Genomic DNA, 24,051 nt, shown 5'->3' with positions numbered 1-24,051 from the left:
TCGGGCCGGTCGAGGAGGTCGAGCACGATCTCGATCGCGCTCTGGCTCGCACCGACCACCACCACCCGCAGCCCCTTGCCGGTCTGGCGCCGCAGCCCGGACAGTCACTGTCCGGGCATCGCCCCGCTCGTCGTTGGCGAGACCGGGTGCAGGGCGCCGCCGGGTTCAGGGGGTTCTCGCAGCCGGTTCCTGGCGCGCAGTAGGGTCCGTTCCGGGAAGGGGATCAGGTGGAACGGATGCGGGTCCTGCTGTTGGACGCGGCTCCGGGCGAGTTGCTCGACCGGGAGCTGGAGCGTCTGCTGGGCCACGGGCTGGCCGTCACGCTGGACCTCCGGCGGGTGGCCGACCGGGCCGGGGCGCGGGCCGCCTGGTCGGGCCGGGTGGACTTCACCGACGTCGACGCCTTCGACGAGTCGGCGCTGATCGCCGAGACCGCCCGGGACGGACGTGGCTACCACGCGGTCAAGTCCCGCGCGGGCGTGCCGCTGCGGGCGGCCTTCCTCGCGGCGGCGACCGATCCCGCGCTGGACCACCGACTACGGGTGATCGGCCGGGCGGAGCTGGCACTGATGCGGCCCGGGTCGATCCTGCTGAACACCGCCCGGGGCGGGATCGTCGACGAGCAGGCGCTGGCCGACGCGCTGAGCGACCCGGCGCACCCGCTTGCGGCGGCGGCCGTCGACACCTTCGAACACGAGCACGCCGCCTTCGCCTCACCGCTCTTCGGCCTGCCGAACGCGCTGCTGACCCCGCATGTCGCCGGGATGACCAGGAGCGCCATGGCCACGGCCGCGATCCGCTGTGCGGATCACATCGCCGCCCTGCTCGCCGACCGCCCGGACGGTGTGCCTGTGGTGACCGGCTGACACCTGCGGTCCACCGGCGTGTCCCGGATGGTGATCGCACGGCGAGCGTGTCCCGGTGCGGGGTCGGGTGGACCGGCCGTCCGGCGTTGCGCTTCGCTACGGTGCCGCGCCGTCCGTGGCTTCGGCGCGGTCGTGCGCGGCGCGGACCGCCGAGGTGTGTGGATCGGTGCGACGGTCGTACCGCCAGAGGGCGGGCAGGGCGGCGGTGAGGACGCCGGTGGAGGCGGCGCAGGCCAGGCCGCCGGAGCGGAGAGCGGTCCGGATCCCGTAGCGGGTGGCGAGGCCGCCGGCCCGGATGTCCCCGAGGGCGGGCCCGGCGGATCCGATGAGCGTCTCCAGCCCGGCCGCGCGGCCGCGCAGTTCGTCCGGAATGGACTGGTTCCAGATCGCCGTCCGGAAGGTGTCACCGGTCCAGTTGGCGGCGCCCGCGACCAGCAGGCAGAGCAGGACCGTCCAGACGGTCGGGCTGACGGCGGCCGCGACCATGGCGGCGCCGACGAGCACGCCGGAGAGCACGACCAGTCGGCCCTGCCGGTGCACCCGCTCGGTCCATCCGCTGGTGGCCGCCGCCAGCAGGCTGCCGGCAGCGGCGGCCGAGTACAGCAGTCCCAGGGCCCAGAGGGCGTCCAGCTCCTGGGCCAGGAACGGGAAGAGCGCCGTGGGCAGGGCGAAGACGGTGGCCGCGAGGTCCACCAGGTAGGTGCCCATCAGATCGGGCCGCCGGGCGGCGTACCGCGCGCCCTCGGCGAACTCCTTCAACCGGGGTGCCTCGGCGTCGCGGGCGGACGGGATCGGTCGTACCCGGGCGAGCAGGGCGATCGAGGCCAGGAAGGTGACCAGGTCGATCAGGTAGGCGACCGGGACACCGGCGGTGGCGATCACCACCCCGGCGGCGGCCGGGGCGGCCAGCCCGGCGATGCTCCAGCGCAGGGAGAGCAGTGCGCCCGCCGCGACCAGCTGGTCGTGCGGGACCAGGCGGGGGATCATCGCTTCCACCGAGGGCTGCTGGAGCCCCTGCAGCGCGGCCGCGCAGCCCGCTGCCGCGTAGAGCGGCCAGAGCATCGGGCTGCCGAGCAGCGCGTTGACCAGCAGCAGGGCGCTCAGGACGGCCAGCGCGATCTCGGTGGTCAGGGCGACGGCGCGCCGGTCGGCGCGGTCGGCGAGCACTCCGCCGTAGAGGCCCAGCAGGACGGTCGGGACCAGTTCGACGGCGCCGACCGCGCCGACGGCGAGTGGTGAACCGGTGAGATCGGCGATCTGCAGAGGGATCGCCGTCATGGTGAAGACCGAGCCCAGCAGGGTGATCGTGCCGGAGGTCCAGGTCAGCCGGAAGTCGCGGGAGGACCGCCACGGCGCGGTGTTCGGCAGCAATCGGGACCTGTGGCGGTCCGTACCGGTGCTCATGGCGGCATCGATCCCCTCGGGGCGCCCGTCCTTATCGTTGATAAATTCCGGGGTGGAACTTAGCGGCGATAAGGTGGGGTGCCAAGCGGATAGCGGCGGACTGGAGGACGGGTTGGCACTGCAACGCGAAGAGGTGGTGCGGACCGCCTTGCGCCTCCTGAACGAGGTGGGCATCGACGGGCTCACCACACGCCGCCTCGCGCGCGAACTCGGTGTCCAGTCCCCGGCGCTGTACTGGCACTTCAAGAACAAGCGGGAACTGCTCGACCTGATGGCGGAAGCCATGCTGGCCGAGGCCCTGCCACCCGACCGCCGACCGGCTCCGGAGAACTGGCCGGACTGGATCGCCCAGGACGCGCGCGCCAAGCGCCGCGCCCTGCTCGCCTATCGCGACGGCGCCCGGGTGCACGCCGGAACTCTTCCTGCCGAGGACGAACTTCCGGCCGTCGAAGCCCAGTTGAGTGCTCTCTGTCGAGCGGGCCTGCGGCCGCGCAGTGCGCTGCGGCTGCTGCTCGCAGTCGACCGGTACATCATGGGCTGGGTCACGGAGGAACAGGCGTGGCGGCAGGACGCCGATGAGCGGGCCCGCCCGCCGTTCCCGGACGAGGCGCTGCGTGACCTGCCACTGCTGCGGGAGGCGGCTGACGTCCTGCGGATGACCGACCATGACGCCGACTTCGAGTACGGGCTGCGCATCCTCATCGAGGGGTTCCGGGTGGAGGAGGGGCGTGCTGAAGGCGCGCTGGAGTGAGGGGCCTGTGGAGTGAGGTCCTCGGGGTAGGGGGTGGGGGTTTCGGGGGTGGCGGCAGTCCGGGGTCAGGCCTTGCGGGTGCTGAGTGCGAGCGCCTCGCGCAGTCGTCCGTCCGATGCGGCGAGCAACCGGGCGGCGGTCGGTGCGTCCACGTCGGCGAGGACGACCAGGACTGCGTCCTTCGCCCTGCCGTCGGTGGCGGCCAGCGCACGCCGGACGGTCTTCTCGTCGGCGCCGGTGGCCTGGGCGACGATCCGCTCCGCCCGATCGCGCAACTTCTCGTTGCCCGCCCGGAGGTCGACCATCAGATTTCCGTATGTCTTGCCGAGGTGGACCATGACGGCCGTGGACAGCAGATTCAGCACGAGCTTCTGCGCCGTGCCCGCCTTCAGCCGGGTCGAGCCCGCCAGTACCTCGGGCCCGACCTCTACTTCGATGCCCAGCGCGGCCGCGGCCACCAGGTCCGACCCCCGGGTGCAGGCCAGCCCGAGTGTCAGGGCCCCCGTCGTGCGGGCGTGCCGGACGGCCGCCACCGCGTACGGCGTACGGCCTGATGCGGAGATGCCCACCACGGTGTCGTCCGGCGTCAGCTTGAGCTCTTCCAGGTCGGCGAGGGCGAGTTCCGGACGGTCCTCGGCGCCCTCGACGGCGGAGACCAGGGCCTGCGGGCCGCCGGCGAGCAGGCCGACCACCTGGCCGGGCGCGGTGTTGAAGGTCGGCGGGCATTCACTCGCGTCCAGCACGCCGATCCGTCCTGCCGTGCCCGCCCCCGCGTACACGAGTCGTCCGCCCCGGGTCATCCGGGCGACGACGGCGTCGACCGCGGCCGCGATCTGCTCCAGCTGTCCGGCCACGGCCTCGGGCACGCTGCGGTCCTCGCTGTTCATCAGCCGGACGAGATCGAGCGTGGCCATCAGATCGATCCCGGCCCACTCCGGCCGCACCGCCTCCGTCACCGGTAGGCGTTCTCGCTTCGCTTCGGGCAGGGGTTCCGGATCCATGCAGGCAGCCTCCCCCGTGTGTCCTCCGCCAACCCGAGCGGTTGCCGAGGGGTGTGCCATCCGGCGCGCGCAGCTATAGAGGTGGGCGGGGCGGTAGAAGGCTGGACGTGAGGCTGCCTTTGGAATCGGGAGTGACGGCGTCCCCGGTGGCTCCCGGCGAGTGTCACGCCATCCAGAAGAAGACCGCTGTCATCCGCCGTTCCTCCAGAGCAGTGCCGTAGTAGGTGGTGGCGCTGTGGATGAGGTTGGCGTGGTAGAGGAGAAGGCGGTTGAAACGGTTGGGGACGCGGACGTCCTCGGTGAAGGCATCGACGGGGACGTGCCGGGTGCCGAGTGCCTCGACCAGGTTGTTGTGCGGAGGGTTGACGATGTTTCCGCCGAGGCGGCCGCCGGGGAACTGCTGACGGTAGAAACTGGTGCCGGCCTCCTTGGGAGCGTCAGGGCTGAGATAGAGGACGGCGGCGTAGCGGCACAGCACGCGGGAGTCGGTGTGCGGGCGGGACTCCGACTCGCCGGCGCCGACGAGTTGGACGCAGTTGTGGTTGAGGGTGCCGCCACCGGGGGCGCTCTGGACCCAGAGCCGGGGCGCGCCGGTGGCCTTGCGGACCAGCGCCTCGACACGGGCCAGCTCGCCCGGCTCCAGACCGGGCATGGTGCGCAGCCCGGGCCAGCTCTCGGGACGGTAGGGGTAGCCCTCGGTCCAGTCGCCGCGAGCGAGGCAGCGCTCCCGAACGGCGTCCGGGTCGGGCAGGACGTCGTCCAGGGTCCAGTAGTCCCGGCCGGGGGTGGGTTTGCGATAGGGCAGGACCGGTAGGGCCACTCGCCTGGTGGGCTGTTGGGGCATGGGCCGACCATAGGGGGCGGGGTCGCCAACATTCTGCCGTGAGCAGGTCAACCTTTCGTCAACTGCTGCTCCTCTCCGGTGCCTTTCGGCCTCTGTGTGGGTTTCGCCGGCTTCAGGCCGGAGGTCTGATGGCGTACCGGCCGAGCGCGCTCTCCAGCTGGTCGAAGGCGCGGACGGCGGCCGGGCGGACCGCGGCAGCCACCGCGGCATGCTTCTCGCCGGCCAGGATGCGGCGGAAGACCTCGGCGAACAGTGCCCGGTGGACGGCGGCGAGCAGGCCGGCGGCGACACGGGCGGTGAAGTCGGCGGGTGGGGAGTCGGTGGCCGCGGCGAGGGCGGCGGCCAGGGCGTCCTCGCTCTGCTCGTGGATCTCGCGCAGCCGCGCGAGCAGGGTGGGGCTCTCGGTGATGGTGCGTGCGAACGACGGCCCGGAGAAGCCGAGGACGGGGTCGTGCCGGTCGATCGCGGCCAGGCACTCGCGGCGCAGCGAGGCCAGCGCCGACTCGCCCGGTGTGCGCTCGGTGACGGTTCGTGCGAGGCGGGCGGCCATCTCCTCGTGCAGGTCGAGGAGCAGGTCCTCCTTGCGCGGGAAGTGGTTGGTGACGGTCATTTTGGCCACCCCGGCGGCCGCCGCCACTTCGGCGATCGTCGTCCGGTCGAAGCCCCGCTCGATGAAGAGCCCGGTCGCGGCCCGGGAGATCGCGTCGCGCGTGCGGCGCTTGTTGAGCTCGCGCAGGTTGGGGGTGTCCTCGGTCATGGGGTGAGCGTAACGCAAGGAGTCTGGGTCGAGCACAGAAATTATGCTTGACCCAATGAGTGGGTCGGGCCTAAGTTCTATGACGTCTCGCCGTGCCATCACCTTTGAGAAGGAGCACCCATGGTCACCAAGCCCCCCGCACTCCGTCTGCTGAGCGTGCACGCCCACCCCGACGACGAATCCAGCAAGGGTGCGGCCACACTGGCCCGGTATGCCGCCGAGGGGGTGGACGTGCTGGTCGCCACCTGTACCGGTGGTGAGCGGGGAACCGTTCTCAATCCGGCGCTCGACCGTCCTGAGGTGCGCTCTGACCTCGCGCGGATCCGCCGCCGGGAGATGGCGGCCGCGCGCGAGATCCTCGGCGTGGAGCAGCGTTTCCTCGGCTTCACCGACTCGGGCCTTCCCGGCGCCGGAGAACGGCTGCCCGACGGGTGCTTCGCACGTCAGCCGGTCGCGGTCGCCGCGGAGCCGCTGGTCGCCCTGATCCGTGAGTTCCGCCCGCACGTGGTCGTCACCTATGACGAGACGGGCGGATACCCGCACCCCGACCACGTGATGGCCCACCGGGTCACCGTCGAGGCCCTCGGGGTGGCGGCCGATCCCGACCGCCATCCCGAGCTGGGGGAGCCCTGGCAGGTGGCCAAGCTCTACTACCACCTGGCGCTGTTCCGGGCCTGGTTCCAGACCCTGCACGACGCGATGACGGCGCGGGGCGTCGAGTCGGCCATGGGCGAGCTGCTCGCCGGGTGGCCCGACACCCCGCCCGCGCTCGCCATCACCACCCGGATCGCCTGCGCCGAGCAGTTCGCCGTACGGGACGCCGCGTTGCTCGCGCATGCCACCCAGATCGAGTCCGGCGCGGGATTCATGGCGCACCCGCGTGACATCGAGCGCGAGATCTGGCCGACCGAGGACTACCACCTCGCGCGGAGTCTGGTGGCGAGTCGGCTCCCCGAGACCGACCTGTTCGCAGGTCTGCGCCCCGGGGAGGCCGGCGGATGAGGGGCTTCAGCGGTCAGGGCCGCAGCCGCGAACGGTGCGTGGTGGCGCTGTCCTCGGGCGTGCCGGTGGCGCCGTGGACGGTGCGGCCGCAGGCGGTAAGGCCGGCACCACTGTTGGCGCCGCTGTCAGCACTGGCCATCGGCGAGGACGAAGTGGCCGGGGCCGGTGACTGCCCGCCAGGTGAGCGTGACCGAGTCGCTGCCGGCGGCGGTGGCGGTCAGCGTGGTGGGGCGCCGACAGAACAGCCATGGGGACTCCTGGTAGGGAGGAGTTCGATCGGATGCCGTGCCGCGTACGGGCGACGGGAGGTGCGTGACAGTCAGCCGCGCTCCGGCCACACGTCATGGCCGATGCCGCCATGGCGCGGCCACCACCGTGGTGTGGAATCGCACTTGAGTGCCGCAGGAGAACAGGGCAGGTTGATGGCATGACGACTTATGAGCTCGGTGACGAAGCGTCCCTGATGGACCAGCAGCCGCGCACGCGCACCCATCAGTGGTCGGCCGGTCCGCCGGTGTCCGCGTTCCCGCATCTCACGGGGGAGGAGATCCTGCGGGAGATGCTCGCGGGCCGGATCCAGGCGCCGGCGATCGGGAGCACCCTGGGCTTCCGTCTGGTCGAGGCGGGACCGGGTACGGCGGTGTTCGAGGGTGAGCTCGGTGACCACCTGTACAACCCGATGAACACCGTTCACGGCGGCTACCTCGCCACCCTGCTCGATTCGGCGCTCGGCTGCGCCGTGATGAGTCGGCTGCCCGCCGGTATCGGCTATACGACCACGCAGCTGAACGTCCATATGGTGCGTCCGCTGTTCGCCGATTCCGGGGCGCTGCGTTGTGAGGGTGTCGCCCTGCATGTCGGCCGGATGGTGGCGACCGCCGAGGCGCGGGTGACAGGCGTGAAGGACGGCAAACTGTACGCGCACGCCACCACCACCTGCGCGGTCCTGGCCCCGCGGCCGGCCGCCTGAGCCCACGGCCCGAGTGGTGATCGCAGGCGGGCTGTTGCCGCGCAGGCCGAGACAGAAGGGCCCCGGTCGCCACGGGCGTCCGGGGCCAGGAAGGGCGAGGGCGTCAGAGTACGGCGAGCACCCCGCACAGTGCGAGGAAGCCGCAGATACCGAAGTTGACCAACCTGTGGGAGAGGAACACTGCGGCGAACTCGCGGATCGTCGCGCTCGGCCAGTAGTAGGCGGCCGTGGGCGAGCCGAACACCTGACCGTTCACACCGGACTTACGGGCGGTCAGCGCGGCACGGAAGGCGTGGAAGTTGTTGGTGACGATCACACAGCGGTACTCGGGGTTGGCCTGCTCCATGATCACCTTGCTGTACAGCAGGTTTTCCTCGGTGGTGCGTGAGCGGTCCTCGCGCTCGATGTGCTCCTCCGGAAAACCGCGCTCAAGGAGGTAGTCGGCCATCGCATGCGACTCCGGCAGCTTCTCGTCCGGGCCCTGCCCGCCTGAGGTGATCAGCACCGGGGGGTTGCCGCGGGCGGCCTGCCTCTCGTAGACGTCGCGCCCCCGGTTCAGCCGGCTGGCCAGGAGTGGCGGCACCCGGTCGCCGCCGATCAGGCCGGAGCCGAGCACCACCACGAAGTCCACGTCCCGGCGCGGCCGGTGACGTCCGTAGAGGAAGGCGTAGCCGACGAAGCAGACGAACAGGAAGGAGATGTATCCGACCACCAGCATGGCGGTGCCCGCGAGAATGCCCAGCCGATAGGAGCGGGTGAGCAGCGCCGCGCCGAGCAGCCCGATCACCGCCAGGATGCCGAGGCCCGCGAGGAGTGAGAGCAGGTTGGCCGGCCTCCTGCCCTCCTTGCGGATCATGGTCAGTCCATTGGTGATCAGAAAGCCGATCAGCGCCAGGGTGCCGATCGTCGGCAGCAGAACGATCGCGGCCGCTGCCAGCTCGACGATCAGAGTGGGGGCCTTGCGCAGTTCGGTGAGCAGGGCCAGAGCGAGGAGGGAGACGGCTATGCCGAGCAGGACGGCGTTGCTGAACTGGCGACGGTCGCGCAAGACCCCGAACCCGCACAAGACGAAGAACAGGGCAGCTGGAGCGTAGGCGATCATGCTCGTATCGTATGGGCCCCGCAGTCGACGGATGATCCCCCTGGGAAACGGACGCTTCCGGTCTCTCAACTCTCCCCGGCCTGCTCAGCCTTGCGGGACTCCCCGGTCTCCCCGGTTCCTCCGGTCTCCCCGGCGGGCGGCGGCTGCCCAGCTCGTCCGGCCCGGCGTACGCCCGGGACCGCTGCCGTACCCGCGCAGGCCAGCATCACCAGAGCGGCGGTGACCAGCAGTGGTCCGGTGCTGCCCCAGGCGTCGGCGGCCAGCGGGGCGAGCGTGTAGCCGAGTGGCGCGGCGGCCAGCGAGAGCAGCCAGTCGTAGGAAGTGACCCTGGCCAGGACCTGTGCGGGGAACTCCTGTTGAACCACCGTCTGCCAGACCGGGCTGAGGAAGCCGAGGCCGGCCATCGCGAGCGCGTACGCGGCGACGGTGGCCGGAGCCGGGGCGGCCGCCGCGAGGGCGAGCAGTGGCAGGGCGTAGAGGGCGAGACCCAGGTTGGCCAGCAGTACCGGGCGGCGCGGCCGGACCCGTCCGGCGAGCAGTGAACCGGCGAGCATTCCGATCGCCCCGGCCTGTGTCAGCGCGATCCAGACACCGTCCCCGCCCAGCCGCTCGGTGGCGATCAGCGGGCCGAGGGTGAGCAGGACCGCGGCGGCGCCGTTCCACGTGCCATGAGCGATCAGACTGGTCCAGTACCAGTCCCGGGAACGTAGTTCGACCCATCCCTCGGCGAGATCGGTGAGGAGCGAGCGACGCTCGGCCGGGGTGTGCCGGACGGTGATCCGGGCCAGGAGTGCGGCACTGACGACGAAGGAGACGCCGTCCAGGACGAACGCCCAGCCGGCGCCCGCCGTGTACACCAGTACACCGGCCAGTGCGGGGCCGCCGAGCCGCGCTGCGCTGCTGGCGGAGGCCAGCAGTGCGTTGGCCCGCATTCGGTGCGGGCCTTCGACGGTGGCCGCGACCAGGGGGGAGGCGGTCGGCATGGCGAACGCGGAGGCGACGCCGCCGAGTGCCTCGGCGACGGCGATGTGGGTCAGGCTCGGCTCCCCGCCGAGCAGTTCGACGCCGACGAAGAGCTGCGCGGCGGCCCGGACCAGGTCGGTGGCCAGGGCCGCCACCTGCGGGTTGAAGCGGTCCCCGATCACGCCACCCAAGGGGAGCAGCAGCAGCCGCGGCACCATCGCGCAGCCCAGGACCAGGGCGAGCGCACCGGAGGAGCCGGTGGCCCGCGTGATGGCTATCGCGAGTGCGGCGGGGACGACGGCATCGCCGAGAGTGGAGATGGTCCGGCCGATGAAGAGCAGCCGAAAGCCACGGAGCCTCAGTGGGTGGTGGGTCACGCGAGCAATGTATTTCGGTGTCAAAAGTTCTGCAATGAAATATTCGGTGCCGAATATCTTGGTGGTGGTCGGCGATGCTTAGACTCGTGCCATGGAACACCCCGAGCGGCGACCGGATGAACCGCGTGACTGGACCGACGGTCACGTCGACCGCTGGCGGCCCGTCCTGCCCCACCTCGATCCCGACATCGAGGGAGCCGTCACCCGGATGAGCAAGCTCTCCCGGCACCTGGGACGCGTCCGGGAGGAGGGGGTCGCCGACTACGGCCTGCAGAAGCACGAGTTCGACACCCTCCATGTTCTCGCCGGTCGCGGTGGCCACGCCGCCCCGTCCGAACTGCGGGTCGACCTCAACCTGGCGCCCGCCTCGGTGACCGGCCGTCTGGAGGCCCTGGAACGCCGGGGGTTCGTGGTGCGCACGCCCTCCACCGAGGACCGCCGCCGGGTCGATGTCGGGCTGACCGAGGCCGGCCGGGCGGCCTGGCGGGAGGCCCTGGACGTCGTCGGCCGGGAGGAGCGCCGACTGCTCGGCGTCCTGGCGCCCGACGAGCGCCGACAGCTGTCCGACCTGCTGCGCCGGGTGCTCCTGGCGCAGGAGGCGTCCTCGGCCGAAGGCCGCCGGACGCGCCACCGTCGGGCCGGGCGGCACTCCTCCGGCCCCAACGTGGCGGACCAGGACTGATCAAGATCGCGCCGGGTCGCCCGGCGCTGCCGTCGGTGCGCGCCGTTGACAAGGCGTCACTGTTCGCGGCGGCCGGGTTCGGGTGTCGCGAACCGCTCGATCGCCTCGAAGATCGCCTGCCGCATGGCCGGGCTGCCGGTGTGGCCGGATTCCTGGATGACCGTCAACTCGGCGTCCGGCCAGGCCTTTGCCAGCGACCAGGCGGTGTACAGCGGGGAGCCGAGATCCAGCCGGCCGTGGATCAGCGCGCCCGGGATGCCGGCCAGCCTTCCGGCGTCGCGCAGGAGTTGGCCGTCCTTCAGGAAGGCGTCATGGGCGAAGTAGTGCGCGGTGATCCGGGTGAACGCCATCAGCGCGTCGTCGGGCCGGTCGGTGTACGCGTTCGGCTTGCCGAGTGACTCGTGCGCGATCACCGCGTCCTCCCAGGTCGCCCAGGACTTCGCGGCCTCGGACCGGACCGCGTCGTCCGGGCTGTTGAGCAGTCGGCTGTACGCGGCCACCAGGTTGCCGTCCTGTTCGCCGGGCGGCAGCGCGGCCCGGAACGCCTCCCAGGGACCGGGCAGCAGCCGGCCGACACCCCGGTACAGCCAGTCGATCTCTTCCGGGCGGGTCATGGTGACCCCGCAGATCACGATCTCCGACACCCGCTCGGGATGCGCCTGCGCGTACGCGAGGATCAGCGTCGAGCCCCATGAACCGCCGTACAGCAGCCAGCGGTCGATGCCCAGATGCTCGCGCAGCCGTTCCATGTCCGCGATGAGGTGCGCGGTGGTGTTGTGCGCCAGTCCGGTCGCCGGGTCGGCCGCGTGCGGCCTGCTCTGCCCGCATCCGCGCTGGTCGAACAGCACGAGGTGGTACCGCTCCGGATCGAAGTACCGCCGGTTGCCCGCGCTGAGCCCGGACCCGGGCCCGCCGTGGACCACCACGGCGGGCTTGCCCTCCGGGTTGCCGGACACCTCCCAGTGGATCTCGTTGCCGTCACCGACCTCCAGCAGCCCCTGTGCGTACGGTTCGCCGAGCGGATACAGGTCGGACATGGCGGAAGACCTCCGGGAGCGGGCGGCGGGACGCCCGTGAGGCTACCCGGGCCGCCCGAGATTTGTCGACGCCGAGGAGGGAGCGGAGCCCGGAGGCCGCGGCGTTCTCAGAGGCCGGAACCGAGGTCGAGCGCCGTGCCGAAGGAGGCGTAGCCGAGGCAGGCGAGCAGCCAGAGGCCGAGTCCGCCGGTGACGGCGGCGGAGCGGCGGCCGAGGCGGGTGCGCTGTTCCTTGGGGCGTCGGAGCCGGCGGATGCCGTGGGCCACGCCGAGTACGGCGAGCGCGGCGAAGGCACAGGACGCTGCGGGGCTGTGTCGGCGGGCCAGTTGGGCGAGGACGAAGACGGCGGCCAGGGAAGCGGTGGTGGCGACGCCCAGCACCGCGGTGCCGACCGCCTCGATCGTCAACTCGCCGAGGAGGTGGAGACAGCCTTTCGCGGCCCCGGTGGCCAGTCCGGTCTGGCCGCCCTGCACGGGCGTCGGGTCGCCGGGCATCATGGGGCCGGCCGGCGGTTCGGGCGGCGTTTGGACAGCCGACTCGGCCGGCGGTTCGGCAGTCGGACGGGCCGACGGGTCGGCTGGCGAGGGGCCGGGCTGGGCAGTCCGCGCCGTGGAGTCCTCGTGCATGGCAGTCGCCCCCGTTTCCGCATCAACCCTCTTGGGCCCGGCGATCATACAGATGATCGGATCAGCGGTGGTCTGCCGGTGGCAGCAGGGTGGCGAGTCCGTCGAGGACGCGTTCGAGGCCGAACGCGAAGCGGGCGTCCATCGAGGGTTCGGTGAGGTCGTCGGCCAGGGCGACCAGGTTGGGAAAGGCGTCCGGCGGCAGTGCCCGGAAGCGGTTCGCAGCGGCGGCGGCGATGTCCCGGCGGCTCGTTCCCGTCGTCTCGTCGGCGGAGATCGGTGACTGTTCCTGGAGCACGAAGCCCTGGACGTAGGCGCCGAGCAGATAGGTGGCCAGGGCCGCGTCGGCGTTGGAGAAGCCGGCCTCGCGCAGCCGGTCCAACTGGTCCTCCAGCAGCCGCAGCAGGTTGGGGCCGGGGGCGAGGCGGCCCGCGACGACCTTGGCGGCGTCGCGTCGGCTCAGCAGGAGTTGCCGGTAGCGCCGGCAGTACTCGCGGAACTGGCCGCGCCAGTCGCCCTCGCGCGGCGGCGGCTCGCCGCCGGCCATGATCGCGTCATTGAGGAGGTCGAGCAGTTCCTCCTTGTTGCGGACGTGCCAGTACAGCGAGGCCGCCTTGACGCCGACCTCGGCGGCGACCTTCCGCATGGACAGGCCCGCGAGGCCTTCCCGTTCCAGGACCCGCAGGGCCGCCTGGGCCAGGGTCTCTCTGGTCAGGCCGGGCTGGGTGTCGTTGTTCTCCGGCATGGATGTGTGTCGCCTCCCGCGGATCCGGAAATCCCGCTTGCAATCTAACATCGTTAGGGGCAGTCTGTGCGTGCCGGTCAGCCCCTAACGGTGTTAGGGGCCCATCTGAGGGAGAGGTTTCCGATGGAGGGGTCGAGCGCCCGACGCAAGAGGCTTGCGCTCTTGACGCTGTGCGTCACCATGTTCATGTCCATGCTGGACAACGTCATCGTCAACAACGCCCTGCCCCGGATCGGGCAGGACCTGGGGACCGGCATCAGCGGCCTTCAGTGGGTGGTCGAGGGCTACAGCCTCGTCTACGCGGGTCTGCTGCTCACCGGCGGCGCGCTCGGTGACCGGTACGGCCGTACCCGGGTCTTCCGGCTCGGCCTCGCCCTGTTCACCCTCGGCTCGGCGTGCGCGGCGCTCGCCGGGACGATCGGTGTGCTCATCGCCGCCCGCATGCTCCAGGGGGTGGGGGCCGCGCTGCTCACCCCGGGCAGCCTGGCGATCCTGGGGCACGTCTTCACCGACCAGCGGGAGCGCGCCCGGGCGATCGGTCTCTGGTCGGGCGTCTCCGCGCTCGGCCTGTCGGTCGGGCCGGTGGTCGGCGGGCCCATGGTCGAGGCGTTCGGCTGGGCCAGTGTGTTCTGGATCAACGTCCCGATCGGCGTGTGCGGGCTGCTGCTGGCGGGCCGGGTGCTGCCGGCCATCGCGCCGCGCGAGCGCCGCGTCGACCTCGCCGGGCTCGCGCTCTCCGCCGCCGGCCTGGGGGCGCTGGTCTACGCACTGATCGAAGGTCCGGCCCGGGGCTGGACCGACACCCGGGTGCTCGTCTGCGCGGTGGCGGCGGCGGTGCTGCTGGTCGCCTTCGTGCTCCTCGAACTGCGGGTGGCCGAGCCCATGCTGGAGCTCCGGCTGTTCCGTGACCGGGTGCTCGGCGGCGCCATGCTCAGCGGTTTCGTGGTCAGCTTCGGGATGTTCGGCGCGCTGTTCTTCCTGCCGCTGCTGATGCAGGACGTGCTGGGCTGGTCGCCGTCGGCCGCCGGCTATGCCGGGCTGCCGATGACCGCGATGATCGTCCTCGCGGCGCCGCTCTCCCAGCGGCTGACCACCCGTTACGGTCCCCGGCTTCCCGTGGCACTGGGCCTGACGCTGTGCGCCTTCGGCCTCGGCGGCCTCGCCCTGTACGGCGGGCAGGCCCGCTACCCCGAATACCTGTGGACCCTGTTCGCGATGGGTCTGGGCATGGGCCTGACGTTCACCCCCGTCTCCATCGCCGTCCTCCAGCGGGTCGAGCCGCCGCAGGCCGGCATGGCCTCCGCGACCATCAACACCCTGCGCGAGCTCGGCGGAGTGGTCGGCGTCGCGGTCCTGGGCGCCGTCCTGACCTACCGTCTGAACGGAGCCCTCACCGAGAACCTGGGCCGGCTCGGCATCCCGCCCGCCGCGGTCGGGCCGGCCGCCGACGCGCTGGCCGGTGCGGGCGGTGGGAGCGGTGTCCAGGGCTCCGGCGCGGCGGCCGAACTGTCGGGCCCGGTCCGGGCGGCAGTGGAGGGCGCCTTTGTCGAGGGCGTGCACCTCGCGGTGCTCTGCGGAGCGGGGGTGCTGGCCGTCACCGCCCTCCTGGTCACGGTCCTGCTCCGCCCGGCCGTCCGGCCCGCGGTGCCGGACCAGGGCGGTGAGCCGGCGTCGGCGCCGCTGACGGACGCCCGGCGCGGCTGACCGGCGCTACTGACCCGCGCCACTGACCCGCGCGGCCGGGCGAGGCTCATCGAGCGGCGTCCTCCACGGCGGTCTGGGCGGAGCGGGCCAGTTCCCGGCGGGCCGCCCACCGGGGGTGCGACGCGGAGGGGGCCTGGGCGGGGGCCTGGATCGGAGGCAGGAAGTCCACCTCCGCCACCAGCCCGCGCACCGCGACCACCCGGGCGAGCGAGGTGAGCAGACCGTCCTCGCCGACGAAGGCGGGCGCGCTGGTCGGCCGTCCGTCCGCCAGCCGGTAGCGGATCGTCACCGGCTGGACGGGGGCGCCGACCTGGACCGCGGCCTGGAAGAGGGCCGGGCGGAACCGGCCGCTCTCCCTTCCGCACCAGGTGGAGCCCTCCGGGAAGACGATCACGGGGTGGCCGGCCCGCAGCTCCCCGGCGACCGTGTCGACGGTGGCCGGGAGGGTGCGCAGCCGGTCGCGGTCGAGGAAGACGGTGCCGCCCCGGGCGATCAGCGCCCCGAGAACGGGCCAGTGCCGTACCTCGGTCTTGGCCAGCGACCGGCCGGGCCGGCCGGTCGCGATCAGCGGAATGTCCAGCCAGGAGACGTGGTTGGCGACCACGAGCACCCCGCCCCCGGCGGCGGGTGCCGGCCCGGGCCGGAGGGTGACCCCGAGCGAGCCCAGCAGGGTGCGCGCCCAGAGCCGGACCAGCCGGTCGCGTGCCGCGCGGGGGAGGGCGCGCACCGGAGGGATGAGCGCCAGGCCCGTGACCAGGACGGCCAGGCAGGCGGTCAGCCGCAGCGCCCGCCGGGGGAGGGCGACCACCGGGCCCGGCTCGGCCAGGCACGCCTCCGGGGTGCAGGGTGCGGTGGGCAGCCAGACGCTCATGAGGCCGGGTGCGCGGGCCGGGTGGCGAGCCCGGAGAGGAAGTGCCGCAGGTAGCGCGGGTCGGTGCGTTCGAGCGACAGCAGCACGTAGAGGTCGGCGGTGGCGAAGTCCGGGTCGTGCGCGGGGGCGCCGCAGACCCAGGCGCCGAGCCGCAGGTAGCCGCGGAGCAGGGCCGGCAGCGGCGCCCGCTCGGCCCGTGGCACACCGGTCGCGTCCCAGGGGCGGTGCGGGGTCACGCGGTACTCCTCGGGGGCGAGGTGCTTGGCGCTGACGGTGTCCCAGACCCGGGCCGCGGTGGCACCGCCGTCGTCCAGCGATATCGAGCAGCAGCCGCCGACCCAGGTGTTGCCGGTGTCGGCGAGGTAACGGGCGATGCCGCCCCACATCAGGTTGATGACGGCGCCGTTGCCCCGGTGGTCGGGGTGGATGCAGGAGCGGCCCAGCTCCACCAGGCCGGGACGGAGCGGCGCGAGGCCGGCCAGGTCGAACTCGCCGTCGGAGTAGAGCCGGCCGGCCCGTCGCGCGGCTTCGGGGCGCAGCAGACGGTAGGTGCCGACCACGGCGCCGTCCTCGCCCTCGCGGACCAGCAGGTGGTCGCAGTACGCGTCGAACGGGTCGACGTCCAGGCCCGGAACCGGGCTGTGCAGCACGGCGCCGAGTTCGGCGGCGAACACCTGGTGGCGAAGCCGCTGGGCGGCGCGCACGTCGTCCTCGTCCCGGGCGAGGCCGACGGTGTACCCGGCGCCCGGCTGGGGCTTGGGCTGGGGCGGCTGGAGGGCGCCCGGTCGGACCGGGCGCGGGACGGGCGCGGCTGCGGCGTGGCCGGGGGCGACTGCGGACGGAGTGTACGTGGGGACGGTGGTCATGGCGCGGACCCTCCAGGGCAGTACGGACGGAGGTGCCACGGGTCGTCGTGGCACCGGGCCCGGCTCGCACGGCTGGACGGGCGCGGCGAGCCGGTATCCGTATGTTTTTCCGAGCCGGCTGGCGTTCACGTTGCGGTTCGGCGGAGGGTAGATGTGCAACTGCTGAATGGGGCCACCCGGTATCCGTAGGACACCTGACGGGCACCCGGGGGTTGCCGCCCGCTTCCCGGCGAGGGGTGGACAAGGGGGCACTGGTGGTGCGGCGGGGGCGCGCGCCGCGTCACCAGTGCCCCTGCGGGCCTCGGGCGTCAGCCCGCGCGCCACCCCTGCGGGTCGACGCCGCCCGGAATGACGGGGGCGGGGCTGTACGGTTCGCGGGTGAGCACGAAGGAGCCCAGGTCCAGATGGCTCACCGAGCCGTCGGCGGCCCGCACCACGCGCAGTGTCTCGCCCGCGTAGTAGTTGTCGAGCCCCGTCCAGCTGCCGTCCGGCTCGGGGCGGAAGGACGAGCTCCGGCCGCCGCCGCCGGCGAGCGAGGCGAGCTCCAGGACGCGGTCGGCCTTGAGCCGCAGTGCGTGGGCGGTGGCGCCCCAGTACCACGGGCCGGTGAGCGCCAGCAGTTCCTCGTCCACGCTGGGCAACGGCCGCCAGGGCTCCGGCAGCCGCGGCTCGTGCTTCGCGGTGAGGGCGATCAACTCCGCGGCCACCAGCGGGGTGTTGGCGCCGCCGGTCGCGTTGCTCAGCGCCAGCGCGGCCAGGCCGTCCGCCTCGCTGATCCAGAGTCCGGCGGTGAACCCGGGCATCGAACCGGTGTGGCCGTACAGCACCCGGCCCTCGTGGCGGAACAGCTGCAGGCCGAGGCCGTAGGCGCCGGACCAGTCGGCGCTCTCCGGGCCGACGGCGGGCCGGCGCATCTCGGCCAGGGTGGCGGCGGCCAGCACCTTCTCGTCGCCGCCGGCCAGGAAGGCGGCCCAGCGGGCCAGGTCGGTGGCGGTGGACCAGAGCTGCCCGGCCGGGGCCATCAGACCGGTGTCGGTGAGCGGCTCGGGCAGCATGACGTCCGCCCAGGGGTGGACGGCGAAGCCGCCCGCGTGCGGGTGCTCGGGGAGCAGGGTGGTGCGGTCCATGCCGAGCGGCTCCAGCACCTCGTACCGCAGCACCTCGCCCCACGGCCTGCCGCGCAGCCGTTCCACCAGGGCGCCGAGCAGGGCGTAGCCGGGGTTGGAGTAGTGGTGGCGCCGGCCGGCCGGGTGCTTGAGCGGGGCGTCGGCCTCCAGGATGTCGTCCAGAGCCGGGCGCAGCGAGCCGTCGGTCCGCTCCCACCAGGGCCCGGGTGTCTCGGCGGCGAGACCGGCGGAGTGCGCCAGCAGCTGGGCGATGGTGGCCCCGCCCGCCGGGGTGCCGGGAAGGTGGCGTTCGAGCGGGTCGGCCAGGTCGAGCAGGCCCTCGTCGCGCAGTCGCAGCACCAGCACGGCGACGAAGGTCTTGGTCAGCGAGCCGATCCGGTACTGCACCCCGGGAGTGGGGGCATGGCCGTCGATCATGCTGCGGGCGCCGCTCCAGACCAGTCGGCCGTCCCGGACCACCGCGGCGATCAGGGACGGTGTGCGGCCTTCGGCCTGCGCCACCGCGATCCGGTGCAGCAGGGCACGGCGGGTGGCGGGGAACAGCTCGTCAGGCTGGTCGGTCATCTGATCCTCTGAATTCCTCGGCGGCATCGGGTGGTTGTGAGCGCGGCCGACGCACCGCCGGTGAATCACCGGTATGCACCGCGGTGTCACGCGCGAGCCGGACGGCGCCCCCAACCTAGCCCGGTCATCGTCTCCGCTCCACCCCTTTTCACCGGTGCCGTCCTGGAATGTCGGCTGCCCGGACCCGGACCTTCCCCACCGTTCGTCCGCCGGAGGGCAGTTGGCCCTGGACATCGGTCCAGGGCCCAACGCGCCGCTTTCCCGGCGTCAGCCGGCCGGGAGCGGTGGCAGCTCGAGGCGGTGGAGCCAGGCGTCGAGCAGAGGCCCCAGCGGGGCGTCCGTGTAGCGGGAGACGTGCGCGGTGAGGCCGGCGGTGCTGACGACACCGTGGCGGTTGAGGGTGGCCCAGTCCTTGAGCATGCGAAAGAAGGACGGGTCGCCGAGGGCCTGCCGCAGGGCGTGGACGGCGAGGCCGCCGCGCTGGTAGAGGCGGTCGTCGAACATCAGCTTCCGGCCGGGGTCGGCGAGCCGGAGGTCCTGCGGGAGCCCGGCCAGGAGGGTGTGCGCGGCGGCGGCGCGGGTGGCGGCGGTCGGGCCGCCGGCGTGCTCGGACCAGAGCCACTCCGCGTACTTGGCGAAGCCCTCGTTGAGCCAGATGTGGCTCCAGTCGGCGATGGTGAGGCTGTTGCCGAACCACTGGTGGGCCAGCTCGTGGGCGATCAGGCGCTCGCGGTCCCAGCCCCCGCCGAGGTGGTTGGTGCCGAAGGTGGCGACGCCCTGCGCCTCGACCGGGACGTCCAGCTCCTCGTCGGCGACGACCACCGCGTACTCGCCGAACGGGTACGGTCCGAAGACCTCCTCGAAGTACTCCATCATCCGCGGCTGCTGGTCGAAGCCCGCGCCGAACCCGTCCGCCAGCCGCTCCGGCAGGTAGCCGGTCTGCGGGACGGCGGGGCGCTCGGCGAACCGGACCGCCCGGTACTGGCCGATCGAGACGGTGACCAGGTAGGTCGAGGTCGGCTCGCTCTGCTCGTACACCCAGGTGGTGCTGGACGCCCGGGTCGTCCGGGTCAGCAGCCGGCCGCCGACCACCACGGTGTACGGGGACGGTGTGGTGATCGCTATCTGGTAGCCGGCCTTGTCGGCGGGCCGGTCGTTGCACGGGAACCAGGACGGCGCTCCGACGGGCTGGCTGGCCACCAGCGCGCCGTCGGTCAGCTCCTCCCAGCCGAGGCCGCCCCACGGGCTGCGCACCGGGCGGGGGTTGCCGGTGTAGTGCACCTCGACGGTGAACGCCGCACCGGCGGCGAGCGCCTTCGCCGGGCGGATCCGCAGCTTGCCGCCCCGGTGGGTGTACCGGGCGGCCCTGCCGTCGACCAGGACCCGGCCGATCCTGAACTCACCGAGGTCGAGCGCGAACTCGGCCAGGGCGACGCCCGCGACGGCGCTGAGCCGGGCGGTGCCGCCGAGTCGGTTGGGGCCGGGACGGTAGTCCAGGGCGAGTTCGTAGCGGTGGACCCGGTAGCGCGGATCCCCACTGTTGGGGAAGTAGGGGTCCGGGGCGGCGCTGGGGGCCGCCGGGGCGTGCTCAGGCTGCACGGGGCGGGGTTTCACCGGGTCGTGTGCTCCCTGTGAGATGGCGGACGTGGGGGGACGGGGGACGTGCGGGGTGTCGGGGACGCCGCCAGCGGGGCGGATGGTCATGGCGTGGTCTGCCACGCCTCGATCGGGTTGCCCAGCCACCGCGTGTCGGCGGGGACGGACTCGGCGCGCATCACCAGCGAGGCCGGGCCCAGCGTGCTGCGCGCGCCCACCGTGCTGCCGGGCAGCACGATGCCGCCCGGGCCCAGGGTGGCGCCCTCGCGGAGGATGACAGTATCCATCCGCATGATCCGGTCGTGGAAGAGGTGGGTCTGCACCACACAGCCCCGGTTGATGCTGACCCCGTCCCCGAGAGTGACCAGGTCGGCCTCCGGCAGCCAGTAGCTCTCGCACCAGACGCCCCGCCCGATGCCCGCGCCGAGCGCCCGCAGCCAGACGTTCAGCAGCGGTGTGCCGGGCACCGAGCCGACCAGCCATGGCACCGCCAGCACCTCGACGAAGGTGTCCGCGAGCTCGTTGCGCCACACGAAGCCGCTCCACAGCGGATGCTCCACCGCCCGGAACCGGCCGACCAGCAGCCACTTCGCCGCCACCGCGACCAGGCAGGCCACCCCGCCGGCCGCCAGCAGCACCAGACCGGAGAGCAGCGCGGCCACCGCCGGCGACCAGCCGTCGGCCAGCCAGGACAGCGTTGCCAGCGTCAGCGCGCCGAGCGCCCCGGACGCCAGCACCGGCAGCAGCCGGGCCACCTCGACCAGCCCGCGCGCCCAGAGCAGCCGGGCCGGCGGCTCGTAGGTGAGGCTCTGGTCGGCCTCGTCGGCCGAGCGCGGCAGGCGCATCGGCGGCATGCCCAGGTACGAGCCGCCCTTCTTCGCCTTCTTCGGCGTCGCCGACAGGACGCCCACCAGGCCGCGGGCCGGCACGGCCCGCCCGGGCGCGGTCATCCCCGAGTTGCCGAGGAAGGCGCGCTCGCCGACCTTCGCCTCGCCGAGCCGCACCCAGCCGCCGCCCAGCTCGTACGGGGCGATCAGGGTGTCGTCGGCCAGGAACGCGCCGTCCCCGACCGTGGTCAGGCTGGGCAGGGCCAGCACCGTGGACACCTCGGCGCCCCGGCCGACCTTCATCCCGAGCGCCCGCAGCCAGAACGGGGTGATCAGACCGGCGTACAGCGGGAACAGGATCTCGCGGGCCTGGTCCATCAGCTGCGTGACCGTCCAGGCCTGCCAGCCGACCCGGCCGTGCAGCGGGTGCACCCCGGGCGTCAGGCCGATGCTCAGCAGCCGTACCGCCGCCACCAGCTGCGCCGCGTACAGCAGGCCGTACGCCAGGGTGGCGGGCAGCAGGGCGAGCAGGGCGCCGCCGAGCGCGGTGCCGAGGCCGTCGCCGGGGTGGACGAAGCGGGCGAGCACCGCGAGCGCGGCCAGCGCGGGCAGCACCGGCTGCAGGCTGAGCGCCGTGCCGCTGACCCCGTAGAGCACGGCCCAGCGGACCTGGCGCGCCGGGCGTTCCTTGGGCCAGGCCCGTTCGGCACGGCCCAGTTTGACGGCGGGTGCGCCGCCCCAGCGCTGGCCGGTCGGGACCTGTGCGGTCACGCTGGAGCCGGCCACCACCTGGGCGCGCTTGCCGACCCTGGCACCGGGGAGCAGCGTCGAGCGCGTCCCGACCACGGCGCCGGAGCCGACCTTGATCTGGCCGACCTCCAGACGGTCGCCGTCCAGCCAGTAGCCGCAGAGGTCCACCTCGGCCTCCACCGCACAGCCCCGGCCCAGCTTGAGCATGCCGGTGATCGGCGGCAGCGAGTGCAGGTCCACCTCCGGGCCGACCCTGGCGCCGAGCGCCCGCGCGTAGCGCACCAGCCAGGCCCCGGAGAGCCCGGTGGCGCCGCTCATCTCGGCGAGCCGTTCGGCCGTCCAGAGCCGCAGATGGGTGCCGCCGCCGCGCGGATAGCTGCCCGGTCGCAGACCGCGCAGCAGCAGCCGGGCGCCGCCGGCCGCGATCGCCAGCCGGCCCGCCGGGGTGTACAGGGCGAGTGCGCCCGCGCCCACCGCCCACCAGGACGCGGTCGGCGCCCACGGGTAGTCGCCGAGGTGGGTGAGGACGTTGCCGAGCGCCAGCAGCGCGACCGTCCAGCGCAGTCCGACCACGGTGAACAGCGGGATCAGCAGGAGCAGCTGGAGCAGTTTGGCCCTGGTCGGCACCAGGGCGATGGTGCGGGTCTCGCCGCTGTCGGCCGCCGTGCGCTCCAGGTGGCGGGCGAGCTTGCGCAGCGTCGGCTGCTGGTAGATGTCCAGCACCGCGGCGCTCGGGTAGCGGGCGCGCAGCAGGGTGGTGAGCCGGGCCGCTGCCAGACTGCCGCCGCCGATGGCGAAGAAGTCGTCGCGCGGGCCGCTCACCGGCACGCCCAGGATCTCGCTCCACTGCTCGGCCAGCCAGGCCTCGGTGCCGTACAGCTGCTCGGTCGGCCCGGCGGTCTCCAGGCCGGGCAGCGGCCAGGGCAGGGCGTTGCGGTCGACCTTGCCGGAGGTACGGGTGGGCAGCGAGTCGACGGGCGCGAGGAGCGGCACCAGGGCGGCCGGGAGCTCGGCGCGCAGCCGTTCGACGGCCTGTTCGCGGTCCCAGCCGTCCTTGGTGACCAGGTAGCCGACGAGCAGCTGGTTGCCGCCGCGCGCGGTGCGGACGGCGGCCGCCGCCCCGGCCACGCCGGGCAGGGCCTGGAGTGCCGCGTCGACCTCGCCCAGTTCGATCCGGCGGCCGCCGAGCTTGATCTGCTCGTCGGTGCGGCCGAGGAAGAGCAGGCCCGCCGGATCGGCCTGGACGAGGTCGCCGCTGCGGTAGGCGCGGTCCCAGCCGAGCGAGGGCAGCGGTGCGTACTTCTCGGTGTCCTTGACCGGGTCCAGGTAGCGGGCCAGGCCGACGCCGCCGATCACCAGCTGGCCGGTGCCGCCCGGCGTGACCGGGGTGCCCGCCTCGTCGACCACGGCGAGGTCCCAGCCGTCCAGCGGCAGGCCGATCCGGACCGGACCCCCGCCCGTCAGCAGCGCCGCGCAGGCCACCACGGTGGCCTCGGTCGGGCCGTAGGTGTTCCAGACCTCGCGGCCTTCGGTGACCAGGCGCTGCACCAGCTCGGGCGGGCAGGCCTCGCCGCCGAAGATCAGCAGCCGGACCTCGTTCAGCGCCTCGGCGGGCCAGAGCGCGGCCAGGGTCGGGACGGTGGAGACCACGGTGATCTCCTGCTCGGCGAGCCAGGGGCCGAGGTCGGCGCCGCTGCGGACCTGGGAGCGGGGGACGGGCACCAGGCAGGCGCCGTAGCGCCAGGCGAGCCACATCTCCTCGCAGGAGGCGTCGAAGGCGACGGAGAGGCCGGCCATCACGCGGTCGCCGGGGCCGATCGGCTCGTCCTGGAGGAACAGCGCGGCCTCGGCGTCCACGAAGGCGGCGGCGTTTCGGTGGGTGACGGCGACGCCCTTGGGGCGGCCGGTGGAGCCCGAGGTGAAGATGATCCAGGCGTCGTCGGAGGGGTCCGGACGGCCGGGGCCGACGGGATGCTGGTGCTCTCCGGTCACGGTCAGCGCGCGTTCGGCGCCGAGCACGGCGGCGACCGCGGCCTCCTCGAAGACCAGCTGTGCGCGTTCGTCCGGGTCCTCGGCGTCGACGGGCACGTAGGCGGCGCCGGCGGCCAGGACGGCGAGGATGGAGACGTAGAGGTCGTTGGTGCCGGACGGGACGCGGACGCCGACCCGGTCGCCCGGGCCGACCCCGGCGGCGGCCAGCCGCCGGCGCACCTGCTCGACCTCGGCGGCGAGCGCGCGGTAGCTGAGCACGGTGTGACCGTCGTCCAGGGCCGGCTCGTTCGGGTGGGCGCGGACGGTGGCGTCGAGGACGTCGACCAGGGTGCGCGGGGCGGCGGCCGGGCGGCCGGGGAAAAGGGCCTGCGGTACCGGTGGGTGCTGGTTCGTCCGGCTCGGTTCAGCGGTCATGGCAGTCCGTGCGCTCCTTGTCCTCGCCCCGTCCCGACCGATGTCCGGTCCCTGGGGGCGGTGGGGGCACTCGTCTGACGGGTGACCCCACTCCGGGGCCGGAACGGGCAACCCGACCGATGCTAGTCCTGGGTGGTGAGGGCCGTACTGCCTGACACTCCACCCAACTTGCTCTGGAATGACTGAATCTGACTGTTTGTCAGTCAATAACTGAGC

22 protein-coding genes are annotated in these 24,051 nt (G+C 73.1%); 7 read left to right on the top strand and 15 right to left on the bottom strand.

Features of this window, described 5'->3' with window-relative positions; all coding sequences use genetic code 11:
* Together AB0P06_RS30545 and AB0P06_RS30540 are read left to right on the top strand one after the other, a co-directional pair.
* Nucleotides 1–203 (top strand): hypothetical protein (locus tag AB0P06_RS30545; RefSeq protein WP_363613015.1); only part of this gene is annotated, 203 nt, incomplete at its 5' end.
* Between the two features lie 33 nt (nt 204–236).
* Nucleotides 237–866 carry an NAD(P)-dependent oxidoreductase gene (locus AB0P06_RS30540; RefSeq protein ID WP_363613017.1) on the top strand — a complete coding sequence of 210 codons (630 nt, stop codon included), beginning with the start codon at nt 237–239 and terminating at the stop codon, nt 864–866.
* 96 nt (nt 867–962) lie between these two features.
* Here AB0P06_RS30540 and AB0P06_RS30535 read toward each other — a convergent pair whose 3' ends face one another.
* Entirely contained in the window at nt 963–2,270 is a 1,308-nt protein-coding gene (locus tag AB0P06_RS30535) for an MFS transporter (protein WP_363613013.1), read from the bottom strand.
* Between the two features lie 112 nt (nt 2,271–2,382).
* Between AB0P06_RS30535 and AB0P06_RS30530 the strand changes: the two genes are divergently transcribed.
* Nucleotides 2,383–3,021: a TetR/AcrR family transcriptional regulator C-terminal domain-containing protein gene (locus AB0P06_RS30530; RefSeq protein ID WP_363613011.1), complete on the top strand. Its 639-nt coding sequence runs from the start codon at nt 2,383–2,385 to the stop codon at nt 3,019–3,021.
* A gap of 65 nt (nt 3,022–3,086) precedes the next feature.
* Here the strand turns inward: AB0P06_RS30530 and murQ are convergent, their stop codons facing one another.
* The 3 genes from murQ to AB0P06_RS30515 all read right to left on the bottom strand — a co-directional run bounded on the left by murQ (nt 3,087) and on the right by AB0P06_RS30515 (nt 5,623).
* Nucleotides 3,087–4,022 carry an N-acetylmuramic acid 6-phosphate etherase gene (gene murQ, locus AB0P06_RS30525; protein WP_363613010.1) on the bottom strand — a complete coding sequence of 312 codons (936 nt, stop codon included), beginning with the start codon at nt 4,020–4,022 and terminating at the stop codon, nt 3,087–3,089.
* Between the two features lie 163 nt (nt 4,023–4,185).
* The gene (locus AB0P06_RS30520) at nt 4,186–4,866 is read right to left on the bottom strand and encodes a DUF6445 family protein (RefSeq protein ID WP_363613008.1); all 681 of its coding nucleotides are present in this window, start codon (nt 4,864–4,866) and stop codon (nt 4,186–4,188) included.
* 112 nt (nt 4,867–4,978) lie between these two features.
* Entirely contained in the window at nt 4,979–5,623 is a 645-nt protein-coding gene (locus tag AB0P06_RS30515; RefSeq protein ID WP_363613006.1) for a TetR/AcrR family transcriptional regulator, read from the bottom strand.
* Between the two features lie 120 nt (nt 5,624–5,743).
* Here AB0P06_RS30515 and mca point away from each other — a divergent pair, with 120 nt between their 5' ends.
* Nucleotides 5,744–6,625 (top strand): mycothiol conjugate amidase Mca, encoded by an 882-nt coding sequence (mca, locus tag AB0P06_RS30510; RefSeq protein WP_363613004.1) that lies wholly within the window; start codon nt 5,744–5,746, stop codon nt 6,623–6,625.
* Nucleotides 6,626–6,638: 13 nt separating this feature from the next.
* Here mca and AB0P06_RS30505 read toward each other — a convergent pair whose 3' ends face one another.
* Nucleotides 6,639–6,764 (bottom strand): hypothetical protein, encoded by a 126-nt coding sequence (locus AB0P06_RS30505; protein WP_363613002.1) that lies wholly within the window; start codon nt 6,762–6,764, stop codon nt 6,639–6,641.
* A gap of 324 nt (nt 6,765–7,088) precedes the next feature.
* On the opposite strand from AB0P06_RS30505, the gene AB0P06_RS30500 reads away from it, so the two are divergent.
* Nucleotides 7,089–7,595, top strand: coding sequence for a PaaI family thioesterase (locus AB0P06_RS30500; RefSeq protein ID WP_363613000.1), 507 nt, complete (start codon nt 7,089–7,091; stop codon nt 7,593–7,595).
* A gap of 103 nt (nt 7,596–7,698) precedes the next feature.
* On the opposite strand, the gene AB0P06_RS30495 is transcribed toward AB0P06_RS30500, so the two are convergent.
* Complete coding sequence (locus AB0P06_RS30495; RefSeq protein WP_363612998.1) at nt 7,699–8,697, bottom strand: YdcF family protein; 999 nt, start codon at nt 8,695–8,697, stop codon at nt 7,699–7,701.
* Between the two features lie 65 nt (nt 8,698–8,762).
* Entirely contained in the window at nt 8,763–10,037 is a 1,275-nt protein-coding gene (locus AB0P06_RS30490; protein WP_363612996.1) for an MFS transporter, read from the bottom strand.
* Nucleotides 10,038–10,128: 91 nt separating this feature from the next.
* On the opposite strand from AB0P06_RS30490, the gene AB0P06_RS30485 reads away from it, so the two are divergent.
* Nucleotides 10,129–10,719: a MarR family transcriptional regulator gene (locus tag AB0P06_RS30485; protein WP_363612994.1), complete on the top strand. Its 591-nt coding sequence runs from the start codon at nt 10,129–10,131 to the stop codon at nt 10,717–10,719.
* Nucleotides 10,720–10,775: 56 nt separating this feature from the next.
* Here AB0P06_RS30485 and pip read toward each other — a convergent pair whose 3' ends face one another.
* The 3 genes from pip to AB0P06_RS30470 all read right to left on the bottom strand — a co-directional run bounded on the left by pip (nt 10,776) and on the right by AB0P06_RS30470 (nt 13,124).
* Nucleotides 10,776–11,756, bottom strand: a complete 981-nt coding sequence (pip, locus tag AB0P06_RS30480; protein WP_363612992.1) for a prolyl aminopeptidase — start codon at nt 11,754–11,756, stop codon at nt 10,776–10,778.
* Between the two features lie 107 nt (nt 11,757–11,863).
* Nucleotides 11,864–12,253: a hypothetical protein gene (locus AB0P06_RS30475; RefSeq protein ID WP_363612990.1), complete on the bottom strand. Its 390-nt coding sequence runs from the start codon at nt 12,251–12,253 to the stop codon at nt 11,864–11,866.
* A 190-nt stretch (nt 12,254–12,443) separates the two neighbouring features.
* Entirely contained in the window at nt 12,444–13,124 is a 681-nt protein-coding gene (locus tag AB0P06_RS30470) for a TetR/AcrR family transcriptional regulator C-terminal domain-containing protein (protein WP_363612988.1), read from the bottom strand.
* 162 nt (nt 13,125–13,286) lie between these two features.
* Between AB0P06_RS30470 and AB0P06_RS30465 the strand changes: the two genes are divergently transcribed.
* Complete coding sequence (locus AB0P06_RS30465) at nt 13,287–14,828, top strand: MFS transporter (RefSeq protein ID WP_363612986.1); 1,542 nt, start codon at nt 13,287–13,289, stop codon at nt 14,826–14,828.
* Nucleotides 14,829–14,874: 46 nt separating this feature from the next.
* On the opposite strand, the gene AB0P06_RS30460 is transcribed toward AB0P06_RS30465, so the two are convergent.
* From AB0P06_RS30460 to AB0P06_RS30440, 5 genes are all read right to left on the bottom strand, one after another.
* Nucleotides 14,875–15,699, bottom strand: coding sequence for a lysophospholipid acyltransferase family protein (locus AB0P06_RS30460; RefSeq protein WP_363612984.1), 825 nt, complete (start codon nt 15,697–15,699; stop codon nt 14,875–14,877).
* Nucleotides 15,696–16,565 carry a GNAT family N-acyltransferase gene (locus AB0P06_RS30455; RefSeq protein WP_363612982.1) on the bottom strand — a complete coding sequence of 290 codons (870 nt, stop codon included), beginning with the start codon at nt 16,563–16,565 and terminating at the stop codon, nt 15,696–15,698. Before AB0P06_RS30455 ends, AB0P06_RS30460 begins: the two co-directional genes overlap by 4 nt.
* A 308-nt stretch (nt 16,566–16,873) precedes the next feature.
* A complete protein-coding gene (locus AB0P06_RS30450) occupies nt 16,874–18,256 on the bottom strand; it encodes a serine hydrolase domain-containing protein (RefSeq protein ID WP_363612980.1) in 1,383 nt (460 codons plus the stop codon).
* 267 nt (nt 18,257–18,523) lie between these two features.
* The gene (locus AB0P06_RS30445) at nt 18,524–19,855 is read right to left on the bottom strand and encodes a M1 family metallopeptidase (protein ID WP_363612978.1); all 1,332 of its coding nucleotides are present in this window, start codon (nt 19,853–19,855) and stop codon (nt 18,524–18,526) included.
* Nucleotides 19,856–19,956: 101 nt separating this feature from the next.
* Complete coding sequence (locus tag AB0P06_RS30440) at nt 19,957–23,835, bottom strand: Pls/PosA family non-ribosomal peptide synthetase (protein WP_363612976.1); 3,879 nt, start codon at nt 23,833–23,835, stop codon at nt 19,957–19,959.
* Nucleotides 23,836–24,051: the final 216 nt, after the last annotated feature.

Source organism: Kitasatospora sp. NPDC088351, assembly GCF_040685575.1.
In the GTDB taxonomy this organism is placed as follows: domain Bacteria; phylum Actinomycetota; class Actinomycetes; order Streptomycetales; family Streptomycetaceae; genus Kitasatospora.
This window is presented reverse-complemented; position numbering and strand designations above follow the sequence as displayed.

What these genes read in the sequence shown, in the direction of transcription:
- AB0P06_RS30540 (WP_363613017.1), top strand. Translation starts at nt 237, where the DNA reads ATGCGGGTCCTGCTGTTGGACGCGGCTCCGGGCGAGTTGCTCGACCGG.
- AB0P06_RS30535 (WP_363613013.1), bottom strand. Translation starts at nt 2,270, where the DNA reads ATGAGCACCGGTACGGACCGCCACAGGTCCCGATTGCTGCCGAACACC.
- murQ (WP_363613010.1), bottom strand. Translation starts at nt 4,022, where the DNA reads ATGGATCCGGAACCCCTGCCCGAAGCGAAGCGAGAACGCCTACCGGTG.
- AB0P06_RS30520 (WP_363613008.1), bottom strand. Translation starts at nt 4,866, where the DNA reads ATGCCCCAACAGCCCACCAGGCGAGTGGCCCTACCGGTCCTGCCCTAT.
- AB0P06_RS30515 (WP_363613006.1), bottom strand. Translation starts at nt 5,623, where the DNA reads ATGACCGAGGACACCCCCAACCTGCGCGAGCTCAACAAGCGCCGCACG.
- mca (WP_363613004.1), top strand. Translation starts at nt 5,744, where the DNA reads ATGGTCACCAAGCCCCCCGCACTCCGTCTGCTGAGCGTGCACGCCCAC.
- AB0P06_RS30505 (WP_363613002.1), bottom strand. Translation starts at nt 6,764, where the DNA reads ATGGCCAGTGCTGACAGCGGCGCCAACAGTGGTGCCGGCCTTACCGCC.
- AB0P06_RS30500 (WP_363613000.1), top strand. Translation starts at nt 7,089, where the DNA reads ATGGACCAGCAGCCGCGCACGCGCACCCATCAGTGGTCGGCCGGTCCG.
- AB0P06_RS30495 (WP_363612998.1), bottom strand. Translation starts at nt 8,697, where the DNA reads ATGATCGCCTACGCTCCAGCTGCCCTGTTCTTCGTCTTGTGCGGGTTC.
- AB0P06_RS30485 (WP_363612994.1), top strand. Translation starts at nt 10,129, where the DNA reads ATGGAACACCCCGAGCGGCGACCGGATGAACCGCGTGACTGGACCGAC.
- pip (WP_363612992.1), bottom strand. Translation starts at nt 11,756, where the DNA reads ATGTCCGACCTGTATCCGCTCGGCGAACCGTACGCACAGGGGCTGCTG.
- AB0P06_RS30475 (WP_363612990.1), bottom strand. Translation starts at nt 12,253, where the DNA reads ATGATGCCCGGCGACCCGACGCCCGTGCAGGGCGGCCAGACCGGACTG.
- AB0P06_RS30470 (WP_363612988.1), bottom strand. Translation starts at nt 13,124, where the DNA reads ATGCCGGAGAACAACGACACCCAGCCCGGCCTGACCAGAGAGACCCTG.
- AB0P06_RS30460 (WP_363612984.1), bottom strand. Translation starts at nt 15,699, where the DNA reads ATGAGCGTCTGGCTGCCCACCGCACCCTGCACCCCGGAGGCGTGCCTG.
- AB0P06_RS30455 (WP_363612982.1), bottom strand. Translation starts at nt 16,565, where the DNA reads ATGACCACCGTCCCCACGTACACTCCGTCCGCAGTCGCCCCCGGCCAC.
- AB0P06_RS30450 (WP_363612980.1), bottom strand. Translation starts at nt 18,256, where the DNA reads ATGACCGACCAGCCTGACGAGCTGTTCCCCGCCACCCGCCGTGCCCTG.
- AB0P06_RS30440 (WP_363612976.1), bottom strand. Translation starts at nt 23,835, where the DNA reads ATGACCGCTGAACCGAGCCGGACGAACCAGCACCCACCGGTACCGCAG.